The following is a 19,237-nucleotide window of genomic DNA, read 5'->3' on the forward strand; positions in this document are numbered from 1 at the left end:
CTATTGCCCCTTCGCAGCAAGTGGCGCCGCATCGTATGCCGCCGCTTCAGTCTGAGCTTTTACCGTCATCGGCAGTAATTTAATCGCCAAGAAATAAATCAGCGGCAATAAACCGATAAACCCCCAATAACTACTGAGTTGCTGCGCCACCGTTGACCAAGTCGCGCCATAACTCACCACGCTGACATGGGACTCAATATAATGGCTCGATGGCATAATGAGTCGCCACCACTGAGCGAGTTGCGGCATTTCATGGGTGGGGAAAGTGATCCCCATAAAGGCGAAGGCTGGCGCAAACAGCGCAGTACAAAAACTGATGACCCGCGCGCTATCGCGCATCAGCACAAAGATAAACAGCACTAGGCTCCACACCGCCAGTAGCATAATCAACTGGGCAACTAGCAGCAGCGCTAAACTGCCCGCAAAGGGTAAAGCCAGATACAGATACAACCAAGCGAGGATAAACCCGCCTTGCAGCATCAATATCGGGGTAAACAACAGGAGCTTAGCCAACACCTTAGGCCAAAAATGCTCGGTCAATCGATTGGAGATCCCCTCCTCTGACTGCGCGGCATTAAGGTGTAACTCGCGATTTAAGCTGTTAGCCATCACCAACATAGATAATAACTGCCACAGCGCGACCAATACCGGCGGCACTAAAAAACCTATGTAGTTGTTATTACGGTTAAACAACGCGGTCGTTTGGCTCTTTACTGGGCTTAAATTCACCGCCACTTGGGATTTTGGCGTGCCCGTCATCAGTTGCTTAAGGCCTGCGACCTGTAACAGTCCATCGCCTAGACTCAACTGAATTTGACTCGACAACAGCTTACCCACCAGCAAAAACTGGCTGTTGTAACGCACATCGATTGTTGGTTTATGGCCGGTGAGTAAATCCTTCTTCATATCATGGGGAAACACCACCACGGCATAGACCTGCGCCTGCTGCATAGCCGCGACGGCCGAAGAAAGATCGGTAAAACTTCGCGGCTCAGTCACAGGGTTGGCTTTGAGCTGGCGGGTCAACATTCGGCTCAATTGGCTGTGGTCTTGGTCAACAATCGCCACGGGTAATTGCCGTGGTAACCCAGCACTAAATAGCCACCAAAGACACAAGATGCCCAGCAGCGGGATATAACTGATAAGGGCCAGTTGCCAAGGATCGCGCCATAGCGCCCTAAGCTCGCGCCGCACTAATGCAATGATGCCTGAAGATGCAGGCTGCGCCGCATTCTGAGCCTCATTCAAAGGCTTAGACTCGCTCAAATGCGTTTGCTCGCTCGGTGACTTGGCCACAATGGTTACTCAGCACTGAGCAGCACAGACATACCGACACGCAGATCGGGGATCGGCGCAGTTGGGCGCAGCTCCACCTCGAAGGTACGCATATCAAAATCGTGGCCACTTTCGGTTGAACGCCAAGTCGCAAAATCGCCCATCACACTGATATGGGCGACAGTAAACTCCACGGTTTTATCCAGCGCGGGAATGGTTAATGGCAGTTTGTCGCCCTTTTTAAAGCGTTTTAGCTGATCTTCACGCACTTGGAATACTGCCCAAGCATCCTGCATGTCGATAAGGCTTACCACTGGGAAGCCGCTCGGGGCTAGCTCTCCCGCTTGCAACAATACTTCGCTGATTTCCCCAGACTTAGGTGCGCGCATTTGGCTGTCGGTCATAATGGCGCTGACTTCTTTCACCGCCCCTTCGGCCATACGAGCGTTACCCGCCGCTGCGGCTTTGGTTTCGACCCGCGCGCCTTCTTCGGCCATTTGATACATGGCTAATGCGGCTTGTTCTGTGTACTTGGCCGCTTGCCACTGGGTAAAGGCTTCATCGCGTTTTTGTCTTGCCGCGACTCCTTCGTTGAAGAGATTTTCCACTCGGGTATAAGTGGTTTTCGCCAGCGTTGCCGCCGCTTGCGCCTTGAGCCATTGTTCCTTAGCCGCCATCACCTCTTGGGTGCGGGCGCCGTTATTCGCCTCCTGTTGCAACGCCTTAGCCGCATCTCGGCCGCCTTCGGCCTGCATCAACTTGGCATCCAATTCAGGACTATGAATGGCAAATAATAAATCACCTTCGCTGACGCTATCGCCACGGCGCACAAGCACTTGCTCTACCCGCCCAGGTACTTTGGAGGATACGTTATATTCACGGGCTTCAATTTGCCCCTGCAACAAGCTCGGCTGCGGGCTGTAAGCCAGTTTGAGCCCATAGGCTAAGATAAGGCCTAATGCGACCAACGCCGTTAGGGCAAGGATTCTGTTAGCGCGCATTGATAGTCTCCTGCGATTGAGCGCCTGTGGCACTGCGACCGATAAATTCATCTAATTGACCACTGATGGCCATTAATCTGGCATAGGCTTGCACATAGCGATAACTGGCACCGAGCTGCTGGGTTTTAACAGCGCTCAGTTTTAATTCGGCATCGACCCTGTCGATAGAAGTCGAAAGCCCTTGGTTAAAGGCGATTTCCCTTAAACGCAGGTTTTCGCTGGCCAGTTCGAGTGAGGTATTCAATGCCTTAACCTCTTCCTCGGCCTGCAATAACTGGCGATAGCTTTGGTCGAGCAACAAACTTAAGTCTTGGCGGGTCTGCGCCTTAGTGTAACGGGCTTGCAGCAAGGCACTCTTAGCCGCTTCCACTTTACCGCTGCGGCCATCGCGGCTCAGCAAGGGCACTTTTACGCCGACACCGACCATCCAGTCCGGCTCCACTTTAGAAAACAAGCTGTCATCTTCGTATAAGGTGTAATTACCAAAGAGGAACACAGTCGGGTGGTATTTGCCTTTCTCTAGGGAAACCAAGCCATTCGCCTGCGCCTCTTTAGCCTCAAGCAGTTTAAGCGCGGGATGCTGGCTCAGGGTCACTTGGGTCAAATCCCCCAGTGAAGGCGCCTGCGGCAACACAAATAATGGCGAGTTAGTGCTGACATCACTCAGCTGCAACATGCGCGATAGGGCGATAACGGCCATTTCATGTTGACGGCGGGCGCTGCCTAAATTGACCTTAGCGTTATCTAAGGCCACTTGAGCATTAAGGCGCTCGACCTTAGCGATTTGCCCTTCGCGCTCCAGCGCTAGCGCGTGGTCAACGTGCTTCGTTAAGGAGGCCACCAGCTCGGTTTGGGTGCTGACGAGGGATTGAGTCACATCGACGGCATAATAACGGTCAACTAACTGAGTGAATAAGTCGCGGGTCGCTAACTGTAATTCCTGTTGCTTCTCGGCCACCATGGCGGCATGAATGCCTTGAGCCGCGGTGATCTGGCCGCCGGTATAAATCGGCCACATCGCCTGTAAGCTGGCGCGAAAAATATCTTGCTCGGTAAAGGGCGTGACAAATAATGAACCCGGAATACTCGCCAAGGCGCCGCCGAGTGCGGGTGGCAAGGTCGCAGGGTCAAGCGAGGCTAAGGGATTCAGATCCCTTAAATCTAATTCGATTGGTTTTTCGAGGTGGGTATAGCTGCCATTCAGGCTGAGGGACGGCAGATTTAAACTTTCGCCGGCCTCTTGCTCGCCCTTGGCGCGATTCACCTCTTGGGATTGGGCCTGGAGTTTATCGCTCACCTTAAGCACTTGCTGCCAAGCATCAGTAAAGCTACTGGGCTGGGCATTAGCCGCTAACGGCAATAGCGAGGGCAAAGGCAATAAACACAGCCATGCCAAACGTGATAGTTTCATTAACACCTCTAGAGTAGTTACTCTAATTTCCTTTGCAAATGATAACATCCATCATGGAAGGCGGCTAGAACCCACCGCCTTAAGTGCTGCCTAGACAGTAAACAAGCGGGTTATGCCGTACCTCCAACGGTTAAACGGTCAAGTTTGAGAGTCGGTTGACCGACACCCACAGGCACGCTTTGACCATCTTTACCACACACACCAACGCCCTTATCTAGCGCCATGTCGTTGCCCACCATAGAAATCTGGCTCATGGCTTCTGGGCCATTACCAATCAGGGTAGCGCCCTTAATCGCTTGAGTCACTTCACCATTTTCAATCAGATAGGCTTCAGAAGCGGAGAACACGAACTTGCCCGAGGTGATATCCACCTGACCGCCGCCAAAGTTAGGCGCATAAATGCCCTTCTTCACTGACTTGATGATCTCGCTCGGATCAGACTCGCCCGCCGTCATATAAGTGTTGGTCATGCGAGGCATAGGCAGATGCGCATAGGATTCACGGCGACCATTACCCGTCGGTGCCACGCCCATCAGGCGCGCATTTAATTTATCCTGCATATAGCCTTTAAGAATACCGTCTTCGATTAACACGGTTCTCTGGGTTTGTACGCCTTCATCGTCGATGCTCAGTGAGCCACGGCGATTCGCAAGCGTACCATCGTCCACCACAGTAACGAGCTTCGAAGCCACTTGCTCGCCGATCATGCCACTAAAGGCGCTGCTGCCCTTGCGGTTAAAGTCACCTTCTAGACCATGACCTACGGCCTCGTGCAGTAACACACCCGGCCAACCATTACCGAGTACCACAGGCATTTCTCCGGCGGGCGCATCGATGGCATTGAGGTTAACTTGCGCCTGACGCACCGCTTCGCGGGCGAAGGCAAAGCACATAGGTAAACCGGTTTCATCCGTCACCATAAACACGCTGTAATCGTGACGACCACCACCACCAGCGCTACCACGCTCACGCTTGCCATTTTCTTCTAAAATAACGCTGCAATTAAAGCGCACTAACGGGCGAATATCGGCGGCCAAGGTGCCGTCACTGGCGGCAACCAGAATTTCTTCATGCACGCCCGCGAGGCTAATCACCACTTGGATAATGCGGCTGTCGAGGCTGCGAATATAGGCATCGGCCTCTTTCAGCAGGTTGATTTTTTTCACTTCTTCCATGGCGGCGATAGGATCGAGACTATCGTACAGCGCCAAGGCTTGTTGACGTTTGAAGGCCTGCACCTTGGCCTGCTCACCCGCCCCAGCAATACCACGCGCCGCCTCGGCCGCAGCGCTTAATGCCGCTGGCGTAATATCATCGGCATAGGCAAAACCAGTTTTCTCGCCGCTGATGGCACGCACACCGACGCCGCGTTCGATGTGGAAGCTACCATCTTTAATAATGCCATCTTCGAGCACCCAAGATTCGTGGCGACTACCTTGGAAATAGAGATCGGAAAAATCGACTTTATGTTGATGTATGATGTTTAAATAACTCTGTAACCCATCTAGGGCTAAGCCACCCTTTAATAAACTTTGCTCTACTTGTGCTAAAAAAGGCATCGCGGTTCTCTCTGAAAGCTTGGCTAAAATTGGCAACTCACTCATTTTTAAAATAACTTAAATTCGCTGTGAGTCTATTTCATCTTAATCTGTTGAAGGCTTAATCTGTTCAAGGCTTGATCTGTTCAAGGCTTAAGGTTCGGTGCAGTAAAGCGATTATGTTGCGCCACGGGCATTTTACTGCGAATACTGTGCACCTCGGCCACATTGATATCGGCATGCACCCAACCTGTACCGGTTTTCTGCTCGGCAATCACCTCGCCCCAAGGACCTATCACCATGCTCTGCCCCCAGGTCTCGCGACTGCCTTCGTTATGGGCGCCCCATTGGGCTGCGGCCAAAATAAAGCATTGGGTTTCAATGGCTCTGGCCTGTAATAATACCTGCCAATGGGCTTCTCCCGTGACCTTAGTAAAGGCCGAAGGCACGGTAATAATCTCGGCTCCCGCGAGGCGCAGCGCCCTGAATAAATCCGGAAAGCGTAAATCATAACAGATGGTCAAGCCAATTTTGCCAAAAGGGGTGTCGATGACGCTGATATGATTGCCGGGGCAAAAGGTTTCACTCTCGCGGTATTGCTTAGTGCCGTCGGCGACATCCACGTCAAACAAATGCAATTTATCGTATTGCCCTAAGGTATCACCTTTATCATCAAACAGATAACAACGGCTGTAAACGCGCCCATCCTCCGCCAGCGCGGGGATGGTTCCCGCCACCATATACACGCAGTAACGGGCGGCTAAGGCACTTAAGGCAGATTTTAACGGGCTAAGATGACTGTCGCCCGCATAGGCGAGTTGCTGACTCTCATGACCACCAAACAACAGGCTGCATTCTGGCAACACCACTAAATGTGGGGCATCTTTGTCCCTTTGCAGACGCTCACGGGTTAATTCCTCAAGCTGCGATTCGATAAACAACAGATTCGCGCTGACGTCGCGACTGCTCTGACATTGCAACAGGCTGATGCGCATGACTATCTCCTTGAATTGTGTTTATCGACAATGCCACCTTGGGGCTCACAGGCTTAGGCTGTTCGGGTTCGACTTGGGGCGGCTCCACTGGCTCTACCTTAGGGAGCGTCGGCGCTTGGGGCGATGCCTCTTCCTCGACTGCTTTTACTGGTTCCACTTTAGGTTTATCAGCATCTGGCGCAGGCTGCTCATTGTTTTTTTCAGGCTCGACTGTCGGCGTAGCGTCTGTCTTAGTCGGGGCGCTATTCTTGACAGGCGCCGCATCGCTCTTAGGCTCAGCGCCCTCGGTGGGCACAGGCAATTCGCCCCCCACCATAGGCAGAATCGACTCGGGGATTTCAATCTCTTTACTCTTACGCTCGAGCTCTTCCACTACAGGATCAGACATAGTGCCAGTGACTCGGAAGCGGATTTCCGAAATCACCTCAATCACAGGCTCGAGTACTTTGGTCAGTGCAAACGCGCCAAGCCCCAGCGTCCACGCACTGGTACTGAGCAGCACCACGGTCGGCACACTCGACGCCAATTGCGGCACAAAACGGATATCATAATTTAGGCTTTCGCTGGTGAGATCCGTATAGCCGCGCACCTTCATATTGCCCGCAATCGCATCCATTTCGGTGTCCGTGGTTTTAACCACGCCATTATCGATTTGCAAATTGCCGCTAAAAGAGTTGAAGTACATGCCCTGGCCGAACACATCACTGAAATCTAAGGATAACTTACGTACCAAGGAGTCGAGACTGAACAGGGAGAAAATCCGCGTGCCCTTATCGCTCACTTGGGATAAATGCCCCTTACCCAGCTCAAACTTCACCTTGCCGTTTAAGGTATTGAGGGAGAAAGCATAGGGTGCACCTTGCCACTTAAGCTCGGCATTCACCTTCAAAGGCGCCTCATTCACACCAGGGTCGATACCCAATTGCTGACTCAAATAATTAAACTGACTGGCGTTTAAACTCACCGTTAATTCTGTTTGGTTCTGACCATTCTGCTGCTGCCAAATGCCATTGCCCTGTAAGGACACCTCTGGCGTCGTTAACGATAGGGTCTGAATACGATAGCCCAAAGGTTGCGGGCTCGCCTGCAAGACCAGCTTCCCGAAGGCTTTGTCGAAGAAGCGAAAATCTTCCACATTCACGGCAACCGGCGGTAAATTAGTGAGCACCTGATCCGCGGCGAAATCGGCTTCCCCTTCGGATTTCACTTCGGGGGAAAAATAAAACTTACTGGCGTTAACTTTTAATCCTTGAGTCATCCAGTTGGGATAAAAATCGACCCAGCCTTCAAACTCGCTGGCCTTGGCATCGAAGCGCCAGCCATGTTCGTTAGGCTTAGCGCTCAATCTAAGTTCGGTCAGTCCTTGGCCTAATAAATCAAACTTGCCGATATTGGCATCAATCCCAACCACCGAGGGGAACAAGGCCGAGTGGCTCGCCTCTTCCACTAAAATACCAGTGCGGGTGGGCTTGTTGTCGGTGCCGACAAAGGCATTAATTACAGGTAACCAATTGGCTAGCTTGCCACTGGTCACATCAATCTTGATATGCCCAAGCTCGGTATTAGGCACCTCGGCCGCATCGAAGAGTCGGCCCAATAACAAGTCAAAATAACTGAATTGAGTGCCCTTTTCGGCCTCGAAGCCACCAATAAACTCGGCCTGTTTATCCAGTTTTACCCTTAGCGTTGCCGTTTGCTGATCGCCAGAAAACTCCGCCATTAAGGGCCTAGGTTCATCTTCGGGTTTGGCAAAGGCGCCCGGCAATTTCAAGGTGGCACCAACCAGATCTGAGCCGACATTGGCTTGAATTTGATAGCCTTGATCGTCGAACACCATATTCAAGTTACCACCCCAAGCAAATTTACCTTGGTAAAAATCACTCAAAGGATTTTGCAACTCTTGTGGTAAACGGCTGAGATCCCAGCGGCTCTTCATATCCACATTGAGCGCAAAGTCTTTGCTCTCGGGTTTAGTGGCAAAACTAAATTCGAAGGGCTGCTCAAATAGGCGGGATTTGATGCCTTTGCCTTCAACAATCTCATTTGCAAACTGCACTGTGCCCGTCACGGCCTTGAGCTGTAAACCAGGTTGGGCAATAAAGACGGGGGTGTTATCAAAGGCGATTTGACCACGGATATCCTCGGCCTCACCCTCGTACAAGGGGATGCTGATATCTAAATTCCCGGTCACTGCGCCCTGCACTTGCACGACACTTAAGGTCTTACCCACAGTATCGGCGAGCGGCGATGCCTGCAACACTTGGGTGGCGGCGCTACCATTGGTGGCGAGATCGGCCTGAATTTTTAATAGCGAATGCTCGCCTAATTCAGGGATAAACACATGGGCGCCATCGGCTACCACATTCATCAATTTGCCTTGGTTAACCCAGATATCCATACGGGCATTTTCAAATAAGGCATCGAGGGAAAGCTCAGTCACCGCGGGCCAATCCGGTTGGAATTGGTACTCGGCGTTATCTAAAGTAAAGGCCGCTTGGAAGACTCCACTATTATCCTCAAAGGGAAAATGCGCTAGGGCGCCCTGCCATAACACTTGGGCATTTTGACTCTGACCCGCCTTGATAGCACCATCTAAATACTCCACCAACGCCTCGCCCATGGCTTTGACGGGGAAGTATCTGTCTGCATTGGCGGCATTTTTAACGGCCACATTGGCGGCGAGTGACATGCTGGCTTCGGCGCTAAAATCCAGTTTTAGGGCGGCAGACACGCCAATATCGTCGCTTTCGAGCTGAACCTCAGGCACAGATAAGGTCGCCCTTTGAGTATCGAAGGCGCCGGTTAACGCCGCGCCATGCAGCATTAAAGGCGCTGAAAACTGATCGCCAAAATCGAGGGTATAGGTCTGCTCTGGCAGCGAAAACACTAAGCTGTCATTCTGCCACTGCAATGCTAAATCTAATGGATTGGTGTTAGGTATGCCTTCAACTTTCTGCCAATGCAATTGCTTGATATGTGTACTGGCGAGCAAGGGTTGCTTAGCGCTTTGATAGATACGGATCGGCCCAACACTGCCGTCGGGCGCGAGATGGAACCATTGCTCAAGTACAGCTAAATCGACACCCGGAAATAATGGCAAGAGTGGAAATAAGGTCGATAAATCTATGCGGCTCACATAGGCATAAAAGGCATCATCTTGCTGCTTGGCCGCGAGCTTAAGATCGGGCCAATGCTCCCCATTGGTGACAAAGTTAAGATCGGTGCTGCTGATTTCCCAGCCCGTATCCTTGGGAACCCAACTAATACTGCCGGACTGGATTTCAAACTTTTGCGGTGCATCCTCCATCGACCACTGCAACCAACTAGGTTCAAACTGCACCAGTCCAGCACTTAAACTGCGGTGGGCAAAATCAAACCACGCCTTAAGATTGACCACCCCTTCTAAGGGTAACTTTTGGCTAGGATCATAGGGATTAGGTTGGCGCGATGCCCATTCGCCCAAATCTAAGGACTGAGCCGCGAGATAGATTTGTCCCTTCAGGGTATCTGGCGCAGTTGCGTCGCCCTGAATATCGAGCTGCAAACTGAGGGACTCATTTACCGAAGCATTGTTATCGAGGTAAATTTCCCCCGCGCCGCGGTGGCGCTCGCCACTATTACGCCAGTTAAGGTGGCGAATATGGATGGGTCGATATTCATGCTGCAAGCTCAACAGTTGCACCGAGGCATCCGTCAGCGAGAAACGTTCGAGCTGCTTTAACAGTAGCTTATACAGCCAATCGGTTTGCGCCGTTTGATTGGTCGCACCCGACGCCTTATTACCCGATAATTTATCGATATCGAGGGCAATATGAACGCCATCGAAATTCACATCTTCGATGCGCGGGCTGGTCGTTAGCAGCGATTGCCAAAAATCCAATTTAATTTGGACGTTCTTGACCAGCACGGTAACGGGGAGTTTTTCCTGCAGTGGGATCACCAGATTATCGACCGTCACGGCTGGGCCAAAGGCCTGCCACTGGGCGGATAACTCACCGACCTGCACATCAATTTGATATTCGCTTTTTACATACTCAACTAACTGCTGACGCACACCGTCTACTTGGGGCAATAATCCGCGGATCAAGCTTACCGTCAGGGCAAACAAGACTAAGATCAGCGCCAGTAATTGCCAGCAAAAACGGCTGAGTTTTTTCGCAGTAAAAAGCGTTGCCACTACATCATCACCACGTCGTATTTGTGCTGGGAATACATGGGCTCATTTTGCAGGCGAATGCGTTTACCTATGTAGACCTCAAGCTCGGCGACCAGATGACTTTCATCGCCACTTAAGCTGTTATACACAGCGGGCGAACAGTAAAGCAAAAACTCATCGGCATCATAGGCTCGATTCAAGCGAATGATTTCACGGAAGATTTCATAAGAAACCGTTTCAACCGTCTTCATGCTACCCGTGCTCTGACAGGCAGGGCATTCACCGCACAGCACGTGCTCCAAGCTTTCGCGGGTGCGCTTACGGGTCATCTCGACTAACCCAAGCCCCGAGAAGCCACTGACATTCGTCTTGACTCTGTCCTTGGCGAGCGCGCTGTTTAAGCTATTGAGTACCCGTGTTTTATGCTCGTCGCTCAGCATATCGATAAAGTCGATAATGATGATGCCGCCGAGATTACGTAGCCGCAATTGCCGCGCAATCGCTTGGGTAGCTTCGAGGTTAGTGTTGAAGATGGTTTCTTCAAGATTACGGTGGCCAACAAAAGCACCAGTGTTGATATCGACCGTGGTCATGGCCTCGGTCTGATCGATAATCAGATAGCCACCCGATTTGAGTTCGACCTTGCGACCCAGGGCGCGTTGAATTTCATTCTCCACATCGTAGAGATCGAAAATCGGTGCCGGCCCGGAATAGTGCTCAATCTTGTCGGCGATTTCCGGCATAAACTCTTGGGCGAAGGCTTGCAGCTCGGCAAAGGTGCGGCGCGAATCGACTTGAATTCTATCGAGCTCGGTTCCGACAAAGTCGCGCACAATCCGCACTGGCAGGGCGAGATCTTGATACAAGAGTGCCACGCCACGGCGCTGACGCCGCTCGGAGACCTTAGACCATACACGGCGCAGGAAGGCCGCATCCTGGGCAAGTTCATCCTCACCCACGCCTTCGGCGGCGGTGCGGATAATAAAGCCTCCGTCTTCATCGACGAAAGGCAGAGTGATTTTCTTTAGACGACTGCGCTCTTCTTCCTGCTCAATCCGCTGGGAGACCCCTACATGGCTTGAGCCGGGCATAAACACCAGATAACGGGAAGGCAGAGTGATATCAGTTGTCAGGCGCGCACCTTTAGTACCGAGCGGATCTTTTACCACCTGCACCATAATATCTTGCCCTTGGCGAACCAACTCGGCGATATCACGGACCACAAAATGGCCTTTTTCCACATCGGCTACGCATTCGGTATGCGGCACTATGTCGGAGGCATGTAAAAACGCGGCTTTATCTAAGCCAATATCCACAAAGGCGGCTTGCATGCCGGGCAACACACGGCTGATTTTGCCCTTGTAAATATTGCCCACCAGACCGCGCTTCATGCGCCTCTCGATATGGACTTCTTGCAGCACGCCATGCTCAACCAGAGCCACACGTGCCTCAGATGGGGTTACGTTAATCAGTAATTCTGAACCCATCTTGCGCTGAACTTTATTCGGATTTAAGCGACCGGTATTCACGACTCACCCCATTAGGGAAATTAAATTAATCTCAGTATGTTTTAAGCCTGAAAACCAATATCACAGATGTTTGTCTTGCGGATACTCAACTAAGGCCTAGTATTGCTCCCGTTAGCGAGCCGCTCAATCCTCCGATTAGCGTATTCCAGCCTCGGATAACAGCTCACGGGTCTCCACTAAGGGCAAGCCCACGACGCAGGAGTAACTCCCTTCAATAGATTCGACAAAACAACCGCCCAAACCTTGGATCCCATAGCTGCCCGCCTTATCCATTGGCTCCTGTGAGGCAACGTAGGCATCAATGTCAGCGTCCGACAGCACGCAAAAACGTACTAAGGTTTCGACTAAACGCACTGAGGTATGGTCAGCCTTAGCTAAGGCAACTGCGGTCATCACAGTGTGCGCCTTACCCGAAAGCGCGCGCAGTACCCGCTTGGCATCGGCCTCATCAACAGGCTTACCTAATATTTCGTTTTCAAGCACCACGATAGTATCAGAACCTAATACAGCAGGCTGTGACATGCCTGAGCATAATGCAAGCCCTGCCTGTGCTTTTTCGGCCGCGAGGCGCTGTACATAGTCGCGTGGTAACTCAGCTGCCCTCGGGGTTTCGTCGATATCCGGCGCCACTTGAGTAAAACAAAACTCGGCGCGACCTAAACCAATATGAGTCAATAACTCTTTACGGCGCGGCGAGGTTGAGGCTAAGACTAAATTCACGACTAACGCACCTTATAATGACGTCGAATTCGACGCAAAATCCAAAAAATCCACGGCCAAAACACTAGGCCCGATAACGCGGGTAAAAACAGATCCGTATGGAACTTAGCGCCATCCATCACAAACTCGACCCAATAGATAATCAGGTGATAGATAACGATCAGCACCATCACCACCAGCGCCTGTTGCCACTTAGGGAAGTTACGCAAACGTTGGCAGTGCAAAATCGCCATATAAATCACTAACGACATGGCGAGCGAGCGCACACCTAAGGTGGCGCCGAGCAGAATATCGAGGGCCAATCCCATCAGCCAAGCCGTGAGAATGTTATATCTGTGGGGCAACGCAATTGACCAATAAATTAAGATCATCAATAGCCAATCGGGACGCCAAGCTTCGACAATCGAAGGGAACGGCATAATTTGACTCAAGAGCCCAACGAATAGGGTCAGCCATACCACGAGTCTGCCATTTGCAGCTTGTAAACTCATTAGTGCACCTCGGCTGGCGGTTGAGTGGTGGCAGCGTTCGATGCACCATTGGCATTACTTGACGCCGCAGCGGCGTTCGGCGCTATCGTATTGGGAGCAGTACTATTAGATGCTGCGTTACTAGGCACACTAGCATTAGCAGCTGCGCCTTGAGGATTCGCATTGCCTGCATCGGGTTTAGCTTCTTCCGCAGGATGATCCGCAGCTGGCACAGGGATTTGATTCGGCAAAGTCACGCCAGAATCTGGGGATGGCCAAATCAACAGCAGATAACGAATTCTATCGAGCGCCGCTAACGGTTGAGCCGTGACACGCGCATAGCTCTGACCGTCTTCGGTTAAGACTTCCATAACTCGCGCCACCGGATAACCTTCGGGGAAGCGATTACCAAGGCCTGAGGTTACCAATAAATCGCCCACGCGAATATCGGTACTCTTGGCCACATGGCGCAGTTCAATCTCATCGAGCTCACCAGTACCGTTAGCCACTAAACGCACATCGTTACGGGTAATTCGCACGGGTAAACCGTGGGACACATCGGAGAGCAAGAGCACGCGGCTGGTCATCTCACTGACCTGTACAACCTGGCCGACGACGCCCTGAGCATCAACAACGGGTTGGCCGACAAATACACCACTGCGCGAACCGTGATTGAGTACAACATAATGATGGGAAGGATCGCTGGCCACCTCCATCACTTCGGCCACCATCTTGCGGGAATCCTGATAGGCAGGCGACCCCAACAGAGCGCGTAAACGCTCGTTTTCCTGACGCAGATGCTCGAAGCGCTGCAGACGCTCACTCATTAACAATTGTTGCCTTAACAACTCTTTATTTTGCAATGCCAACATATTGCGGGTAGCAAAACTCTCCGATGACCAATCGAGGATCGCACTGGGCACACTCGCAAGGTATTGGATGGGGCTTAAGGCGGATGAAAGGGATTCACGGGCAGGATCGAGACGGTGATTTGCGGCGAGCAAAATCACCGACAGGATAATTGCCAGTGTTAAACGGAACTGGTTCGAAATACCACGAACAAAAATAGGCTTCATAGGAAAGCTAAGGCGGTGATTAACCGCCCCATACCGAAGTTAGATTAGGTTTCTTCGGAGAACAGATCGCCGCCGTGCATATCAATCATTTCGAGGGCTTTACCACCACCACGCCCTACGCAGGTCAGAGGATCGTCCGCCACCATGACTGGAATTCCAGTTTCTTGCATCAATAAACGGTCTAAATCACGCAGTAAGGCACCACCACCGGTTAATACCATGCCGCGCTCAGAGATATCAGACGCTAATTCTGGTGGCGATTGCTCTAATGCCACCATGACGGCACTCACAATGCCAGACAATGGCTCTTGCAGTGCTTCTAAAATTTCGTTGCTGTTCAGCGTGAAGCTACGAGGTACACCTTCGGCCAAGTTACGACCACGGACTTCAATCTCTAATACTTCATCACCAGGGTAAGCAGTACCGATAGTGTGCTTGATGCGCTCAGCCGTTGCTTCACCAATCAAGCTGCCGTAGTTACGACGCACATAGTTGATGATGGCATCATCAAACTTGTCACCACCGATACGTACAGAAGAGGAATACACCACACCGTTCAAGGAGATAATTGCCACTTCAGTGGTACCACCACCAATGTCCACAACCATAGAACCTGTGGCTTCAGATACAGGTAAGCCCGCACCAATTGCTGCGGCCATTGGCTCTTCAATCAAATAAACTTCACGGGCACCAGCGCCCATGGCTGACTCACGAATCGCACGGCGTTCAACTTGGGTTGCGCCAACAGGAACACAGACTAAAACACGTGGGCTTGGACGAAAAAAGCTGTTGTTATGCACTTGCTTAATAAAGTGCTGCAACATTTTCTCCGTCACATAAAAGTCGGCAATCACCCCGTCTTTCATCGGACGGATTGCTTGGATATTGCCTGGGGTACGGCCTAACATTTGTTTGGCTTCTGTACCGACAGCGGCAACAGACTTCTGACCAGAACTACTACGCTCACCACGTATAGCAACAACAGAAGGCTCATTGAGGACTATGCCTTCATCACGAACATAAATTAAGGTGTTAGCTGTACCCAAATCGATCGATAGATCATTAGAAAAAATGCCACGCAGCTTCTTGAACATGTAACTAGCCTGTATTCTGTGGAGTCAGAAGAAAAGAAAAATCAGCTAACTTTATCAATGCCACCCTGATTCCACAAGACCGTTGAGGTTAACAATCGCTAATGGAGTGATTTTTTTTCAAATGTGCCGCTCAAAAACACTATTTAATCGAAAAATGCGCTTTATCGGTGAAAAATCCAACAGTTAAAAACCACTCTCAATACAAGTTTGCAACATTAGTAAAACCTGTTACTTGCATTTTCCCTCTGTATTAGACTTTGCAACGTCGCCTCAAAAATCACCGAGCCATGATCAATCACCAAAGCAGAAACCCAATTCAGCAAAATCAAACTGAAAACTGCCTTAATTGACTTCTCGCCAGTAGATGATTCTGTCATGGCCACGGTAACGACCAAAAAATGCACTCGCACGGGGATCGGATAAGGTGGTTGGGGAGACCCCATTCCAGTTCCAATACCATTCTAACCAAGTTGGTACATTTAAAGGCGCGGTGACTTGGCCGCGATATAAGTTGCCACTCGAGGTGATCGCTCGCCATAGCAAATCAAATTGTCCCGCTTGAAAAGCCGATGAAGCGCCGGAGCGATTAATGCTCTGCCCTGTGATCAAATCCGGATCAAAGTTATAGCCAAGGGCTGCATTATCCACCTGCGACGCAAGGCCATAGGTAGCAATCGTACAGCTATCATCGCCATTTAATACCCAATTCGCCCCATTCCAATATTCGGCTCGGGTCGGCATCCTGAGGATTTCGGTCTCTGGACCATAGGTGTTGTCCATCACCACCCGACCATGTCGTAGGATCTGCGTGGTGATTTTCTTGGCATTACAGTTAGTGCAATTGCCCGTGGTTGACGCATCCATATCGGGCGAGGCCACGTAGCTGTAAAGTCCATTTGGCCGAGGATCGTTATCCATCAACTGCACGCCAATATCGAGCAGCTCGAAGGGACCGTCTTGATACAGATTCGTCGCCACATTCGGGGTTACTCGGTTTAAAAAAGCGCGGTAAGCGCCATCGACCGTCGCCACACCTTGATTCCAACTATCAACCTTTACATGTAAAGCACTTAAGCGACTCTGTAAGTCGATACCATTGTTATTGTTCTCCCCAACCAATTTGGCGGTCGCGAGGGAAAATGGTGGGAAATAGTTCTGCGTCACCGCGCCACCGATATTTAAGGCTGTAAGGCTCATCGACATAGGGAAGGGTTGATCCATATAGCTAAAACTGCCGCAGGCGGGTAAGACGGAAATATCGCCCACTAAGAATCTATCGGGTACAAAGCGGCCAATATTGGCTGAATAGCCAATCGGAATATTTAAGCTGCTGGCCACACCTAGATAGTTAGGGCTCGCCTGCGCCGCGATTTGAAATACCCCAACTTCGCTAATCGTCTGATTCGTGATGCTATTAAGGTTATTGGCTTGGATTGTATGACTATAGGATGCCACACCTAATGCGCCATCATGGCCGCCGCTAGCAATGTTTGGCGCAACAACCTTACTGGTTAGTGTCATGGCTTGATCGCTAAAGTTAGGTGTAGATACGTTACCCGAACAAAAGTCGTTATCATCGTCTTTTTCCCAGGCCATAGCCTGTACTGTCATACCGAAATTCTGCCCCGCTTTACGGTAGGCATTACAGCTCATATCCGCACTCGAGCAACTGGCGCTGGCATCCACGGGTTTGACGCATAATCCCACAGGCACACTGACAAACTGGTCAGAGCCTGTCATCACTAAGCCTTGCTCGTTACCACTGCCGATATATTGGGCGTCGAGTTGTAATTTACCCGCATCGGGGTAATTCACTGAAATGCTTGCCTGTCCGTTAGTATCAAACGACAGATTCAATGCCGTAGGCGAGGCGCTTGAACTGCCAATGGCTGTATTGTTGATGGTGACGGCTTTGGGCGAGATAGGCGCACTCGGGGTGTGATAACTACTCCAGAAATTCAAGGTCTTAGTCTGGCTTTGGAAGCTTGGAACACATTGCTGAGTCACATCGGATTTTTTCACCGCTTTGACTAACACTTGCTCGGGGCGATTCGCACGCTTATCAGGCACATCGAAGACAAAACCACTGTCGGCGAAGGTGAGTGAACAGTTGTTTTCACTCAAGCCCCCATTACCGATACGGCAAAGTGTTTTGCTTAAGGGTTTGGTTGTCGGGCTCGAACCCTTCACTCCCAAGGTCACAACGCCCGGGGTGTTACGTCTTAGCTGTAACTGAGTGCTGCCATTGCTAAAGCTCACCTGATTGCCGCCAATCCAGATGCCTTCGGAGGCGGATTCGGGTAACAAGGTCGCCGCTAAAGGATCGGTAAAAAGCTGACTACAACTGGCGTTGGCGCAGGCTCGAATCGTCACCGTTTCGGGATTACAGGTTAATCCCTGCCCCGTATGGTCAAACTCAAAATGATCGATTTGCGCGCCAACGGGATTCGACCTCAAGGCACAAATTTGAACATTATCAATTTCATGATTGTTATTCGAGCCACCGGTTGAGCCTGTAAGCGACAACAAGAAGTCAGTGGGTATCGCCGCTTGCCCTTGTTCATCGATGGCATCAAAGGCAGGGATTAAGGTAACAAATCCCGACCCTGTATTACGCTCAATTTTCACCATCGACTTACCGGATACCTGCGAGTCGATAGTGATTTTATAGCGGTGCGCAGGCGAGACATTGTTGCCATCGACCGTGGGAGATAAACAGTTATCACTGGTATTGCCGTTCTTACAAGTGCCACGTAAATAATTATACCCTGATGTGCCAGCCCCAGAGCCACGCACAGCTACCGACTGACGACGTTGCCCTGAAAGATTAACCCTTCCACCTTCCCCGGAGAAGTTACCAAATTCATCGATCCCGATACCTAACCAACCGCCAGCAAAACCGCTAATACCGGGTTTATAGCCATAGCCTAAAGGCCCACCAAAGGCGCCGGGCTGTGGCGTGATAGCAGCATCTGATAACACCAGCGCGATACCATCGGCACCTGTGCCACCATAGGCATAGTGATCGAATTGGATCTCGACTAAGTTATTGGCAGCGGGGAATAATCTTTGATAGGTCGAGGCTGTAGATTGATTCGATTTTGCCTCGGTTAAGCGCATACGGCCGCTGACAATGGCAGGAGTAAAAGTACCGCTACTACGAGATACTACCCAATCGTTACTTAAGGCACTCTGGGAGAAGTTATCGGTAAAACACTGTAAATTAGGCTTAGCAGTTGCATCATTTATCTGACTAGAGCCAGTCATAGTTAATGTCTTGGACATAACTCGACCATTAATAATGGCTTGATTATTTAAAGTAATATCAGCATTAACATAAACATTAGCACTGATAACTACATCACCATTTAATACCAACGAACCATAGCTAACGATCTGAGTATTAAAATTATTACCTGGGTTAATTACAACATTATTACTAATATTCACAGAGGAATCAATAAAGATCCTCACATTCCCCAACGGTATGATTTTAGCTGTGGAATTAATAAATAACGACCCTAACCAATAATCACCCTCAGGCAAATAAATAATTGAATCATTATTTAATTCTAATGTTGTAATGAAGTATTCAGATTGAGGTTCTAGAGTTAAACTGCAACTGTTATTGAGTTTTATCGCCCTGAATTTATTACCAGTAACCTCTAGTGTAGGAGCGTTACATTCTTTTTCTATTATAGAATTTGTCGATTTAAATTTGTTTTGATTTTCGTTCAGGTTAACCCCCTGAATATCACTATTTGTTATTAAGCAAAGTTCATATCCTCCAATACTATTATCACAAGTGGCATATACCCTTTCATAATATGAGTTAATTGAGCAAAATTGTAAGGCATCACCATTAGTACCCGTAATTTTACTTGTATTATACATAGTCAACTTAGAACGGCTGCTATTGCAGTTTGCATTACCAGATTTGTGATATCCCTGCACCACAGCCGGAAAAACTAT

Annotated in this window: 12 protein-coding genes; all 12 read right to left on the minus strand. The window is 50.3% G+C overall.

Annotated elements, in window-relative coordinates; translation table 11 throughout:
- Positions 1–1,248 carry an ABC transporter permease gene (locus tag M0415_RS14665; RefSeq protein ID WP_249556628.1) on the minus strand — a complete coding sequence of 416 codons (1,248 nt, stop codon included), beginning with the start codon at positions 1,246–1,248 and terminating at the stop codon, positions 1–3.
- A gap of 53 nt (positions 1,249–1,301) precedes the next feature.
- Positions 1,302–2,276 carry an HlyD family secretion protein gene (locus tag M0415_RS14670; RefSeq protein ID WP_249556295.1) on the minus strand — a complete coding sequence of 325 codons (975 nt, stop codon included), beginning with the start codon at positions 2,274–2,276 and terminating at the stop codon, positions 1,302–1,304.
- Positions 2,266–3,687, minus strand: a complete 1,422-nt coding sequence (locus tag M0415_RS14675) for a TolC family protein (protein ID WP_249556296.1) — start codon at positions 3,685–3,687, stop codon at positions 2,266–2,268. Before M0415_RS14675 ends, M0415_RS14670 begins: the two co-directional genes overlap by 11 nt.
- A 110-nt stretch (positions 3,688–3,797) precedes the next feature.
- Positions 3,798–5,246: a metalloprotease TldD gene (gene tldD, locus M0415_RS14680; protein WP_249556297.1), complete on the minus strand. Its 1,449-nt coding sequence runs from the start codon at positions 5,244–5,246 to the stop codon at positions 3,798–3,800.
- A gap of 125 nt (positions 5,247–5,371) precedes the next feature.
- Positions 5,372–6,220 carry a carbon-nitrogen hydrolase family protein gene (locus M0415_RS14685; RefSeq protein WP_249556298.1) on the minus strand — a complete coding sequence of 283 codons (849 nt, stop codon included), beginning with the start codon at positions 6,218–6,220 and terminating at the stop codon, positions 5,372–5,374.
- A complete protein-coding gene (locus M0415_RS14690; protein WP_249556299.1) occupies positions 6,144–10,397 on the minus strand; it encodes a YhdP family protein in 4,254 nt (1,417 codons plus the stop codon). Before M0415_RS14690 ends, M0415_RS14685 begins: the two co-directional genes overlap by 77 nt.
- Entirely contained in the window at positions 10,397–11,863 is a 1,467-nt protein-coding gene (gene rng, locus M0415_RS14695; RefSeq protein WP_049764552.1) for a ribonuclease G, read from the minus strand. Before rng ends, M0415_RS14690 begins: the two co-directional genes overlap by 1 nt.
- A 177-nt stretch (positions 11,864–12,040) precedes the next feature.
- Positions 12,041–12,625 carry a Maf family protein gene (locus tag M0415_RS14700; RefSeq protein ID WP_249556300.1) on the minus strand — a complete coding sequence of 195 codons (585 nt, stop codon included), beginning with the start codon at positions 12,623–12,625 and terminating at the stop codon, positions 12,041–12,043.
- 2 nt (positions 12,626–12,627) lie between these two features.
- A complete protein-coding gene (mreD, locus tag M0415_RS14705) occupies positions 12,628–13,116 on the minus strand; it encodes a rod shape-determining protein MreD (RefSeq protein ID WP_249556301.1) in 489 nt (162 codons plus the stop codon).
- Positions 13,116–14,171, minus strand: a complete 1,056-nt coding sequence (mreC, locus tag M0415_RS14710) for a rod shape-determining protein MreC (RefSeq protein ID WP_249556302.1) — start codon at positions 14,169–14,171, stop codon at positions 13,116–13,118. The genes mreD and mreC overlap by 1 nt, the downstream gene beginning before the upstream one ends.
- A gap of 44 nt (positions 14,172–14,215) precedes the next feature.
- On the minus strand, positions 14,216–15,265 hold the full coding sequence (locus M0415_RS14715) for a rod shape-determining protein (protein WP_249556303.1): 1,050 nt from the start codon (positions 15,263–15,265) through the stop codon (positions 14,216–14,218).
- Positions 15,266–15,607: 342 nt separating this feature from the next.
- A complete protein-coding gene (locus M0415_RS14720) occupies positions 15,608–18,514 on the minus strand; it encodes a DUF6701 domain-containing protein (RefSeq protein WP_502957288.1) in 2,907 nt (968 codons plus the stop codon).
- Between the last annotated feature and the right edge of the window lie 723 nt (positions 18,515–19,237).

This window comes from Shewanella sp. 10B (assembly GCF_023475885.1).
Taxonomy (GTDB): domain Bacteria; phylum Pseudomonadota; class Gammaproteobacteria; order Enterobacterales; family Shewanellaceae; genus Shewanella; species Shewanella mangrovisoli.

Excerpts from the sequence above, each read along its gene's own strand:
- M0415_RS14685 (WP_249556298.1), bottom strand. The coding sequence starts at position 6,220 with ATGCGCATCAGCCTGTTGCAATGTCAGAGCAGTCGCGACGTCAGCGCG.
- M0415_RS14715 (WP_249556303.1), bottom strand. The coding sequence starts at position 15,265 with ATGTTCAAGAAGCTGCGTGGCATTTTTTCTAATGATCTATCGATCGAT.
- M0415_RS14675 (WP_249556296.1), bottom strand. The coding sequence starts at position 3,687 with ATGAAACTATCACGTTTGGCATGGCTGTGTTTATTGCCTTTGCCCTCG.
- mreD (WP_249556301.1), bottom strand. The coding sequence starts at position 13,116 with ATGAGTTTACAAGCTGCAAATGGCAGACTCGTGGTATGGCTGACCCTA.
- tldD (WP_249556297.1), bottom strand. The coding sequence starts at position 5,246 with ATGCCTTTTTTAGCACAAGTAGAGCAAAGTTTATTAAAGGGTGGCTTA.
- M0415_RS14670 (WP_249556295.1), bottom strand. The coding sequence starts at position 2,276 with ATGCGCGCTAACAGAATCCTTGCCCTAACGGCGTTGGTCGCATTAGGC.
- rng (WP_049764552.1), bottom strand. The coding sequence starts at position 11,863 with ATGGGTTCAGAATTACTGATTAACGTAACCCCATCTGAGGCACGTGTG.
- mreC (WP_249556302.1), bottom strand. The coding sequence starts at position 14,171 with ATGAAGCCTATTTTTGTTCGTGGTATTTCGAACCAGTTCCGTTTAACA.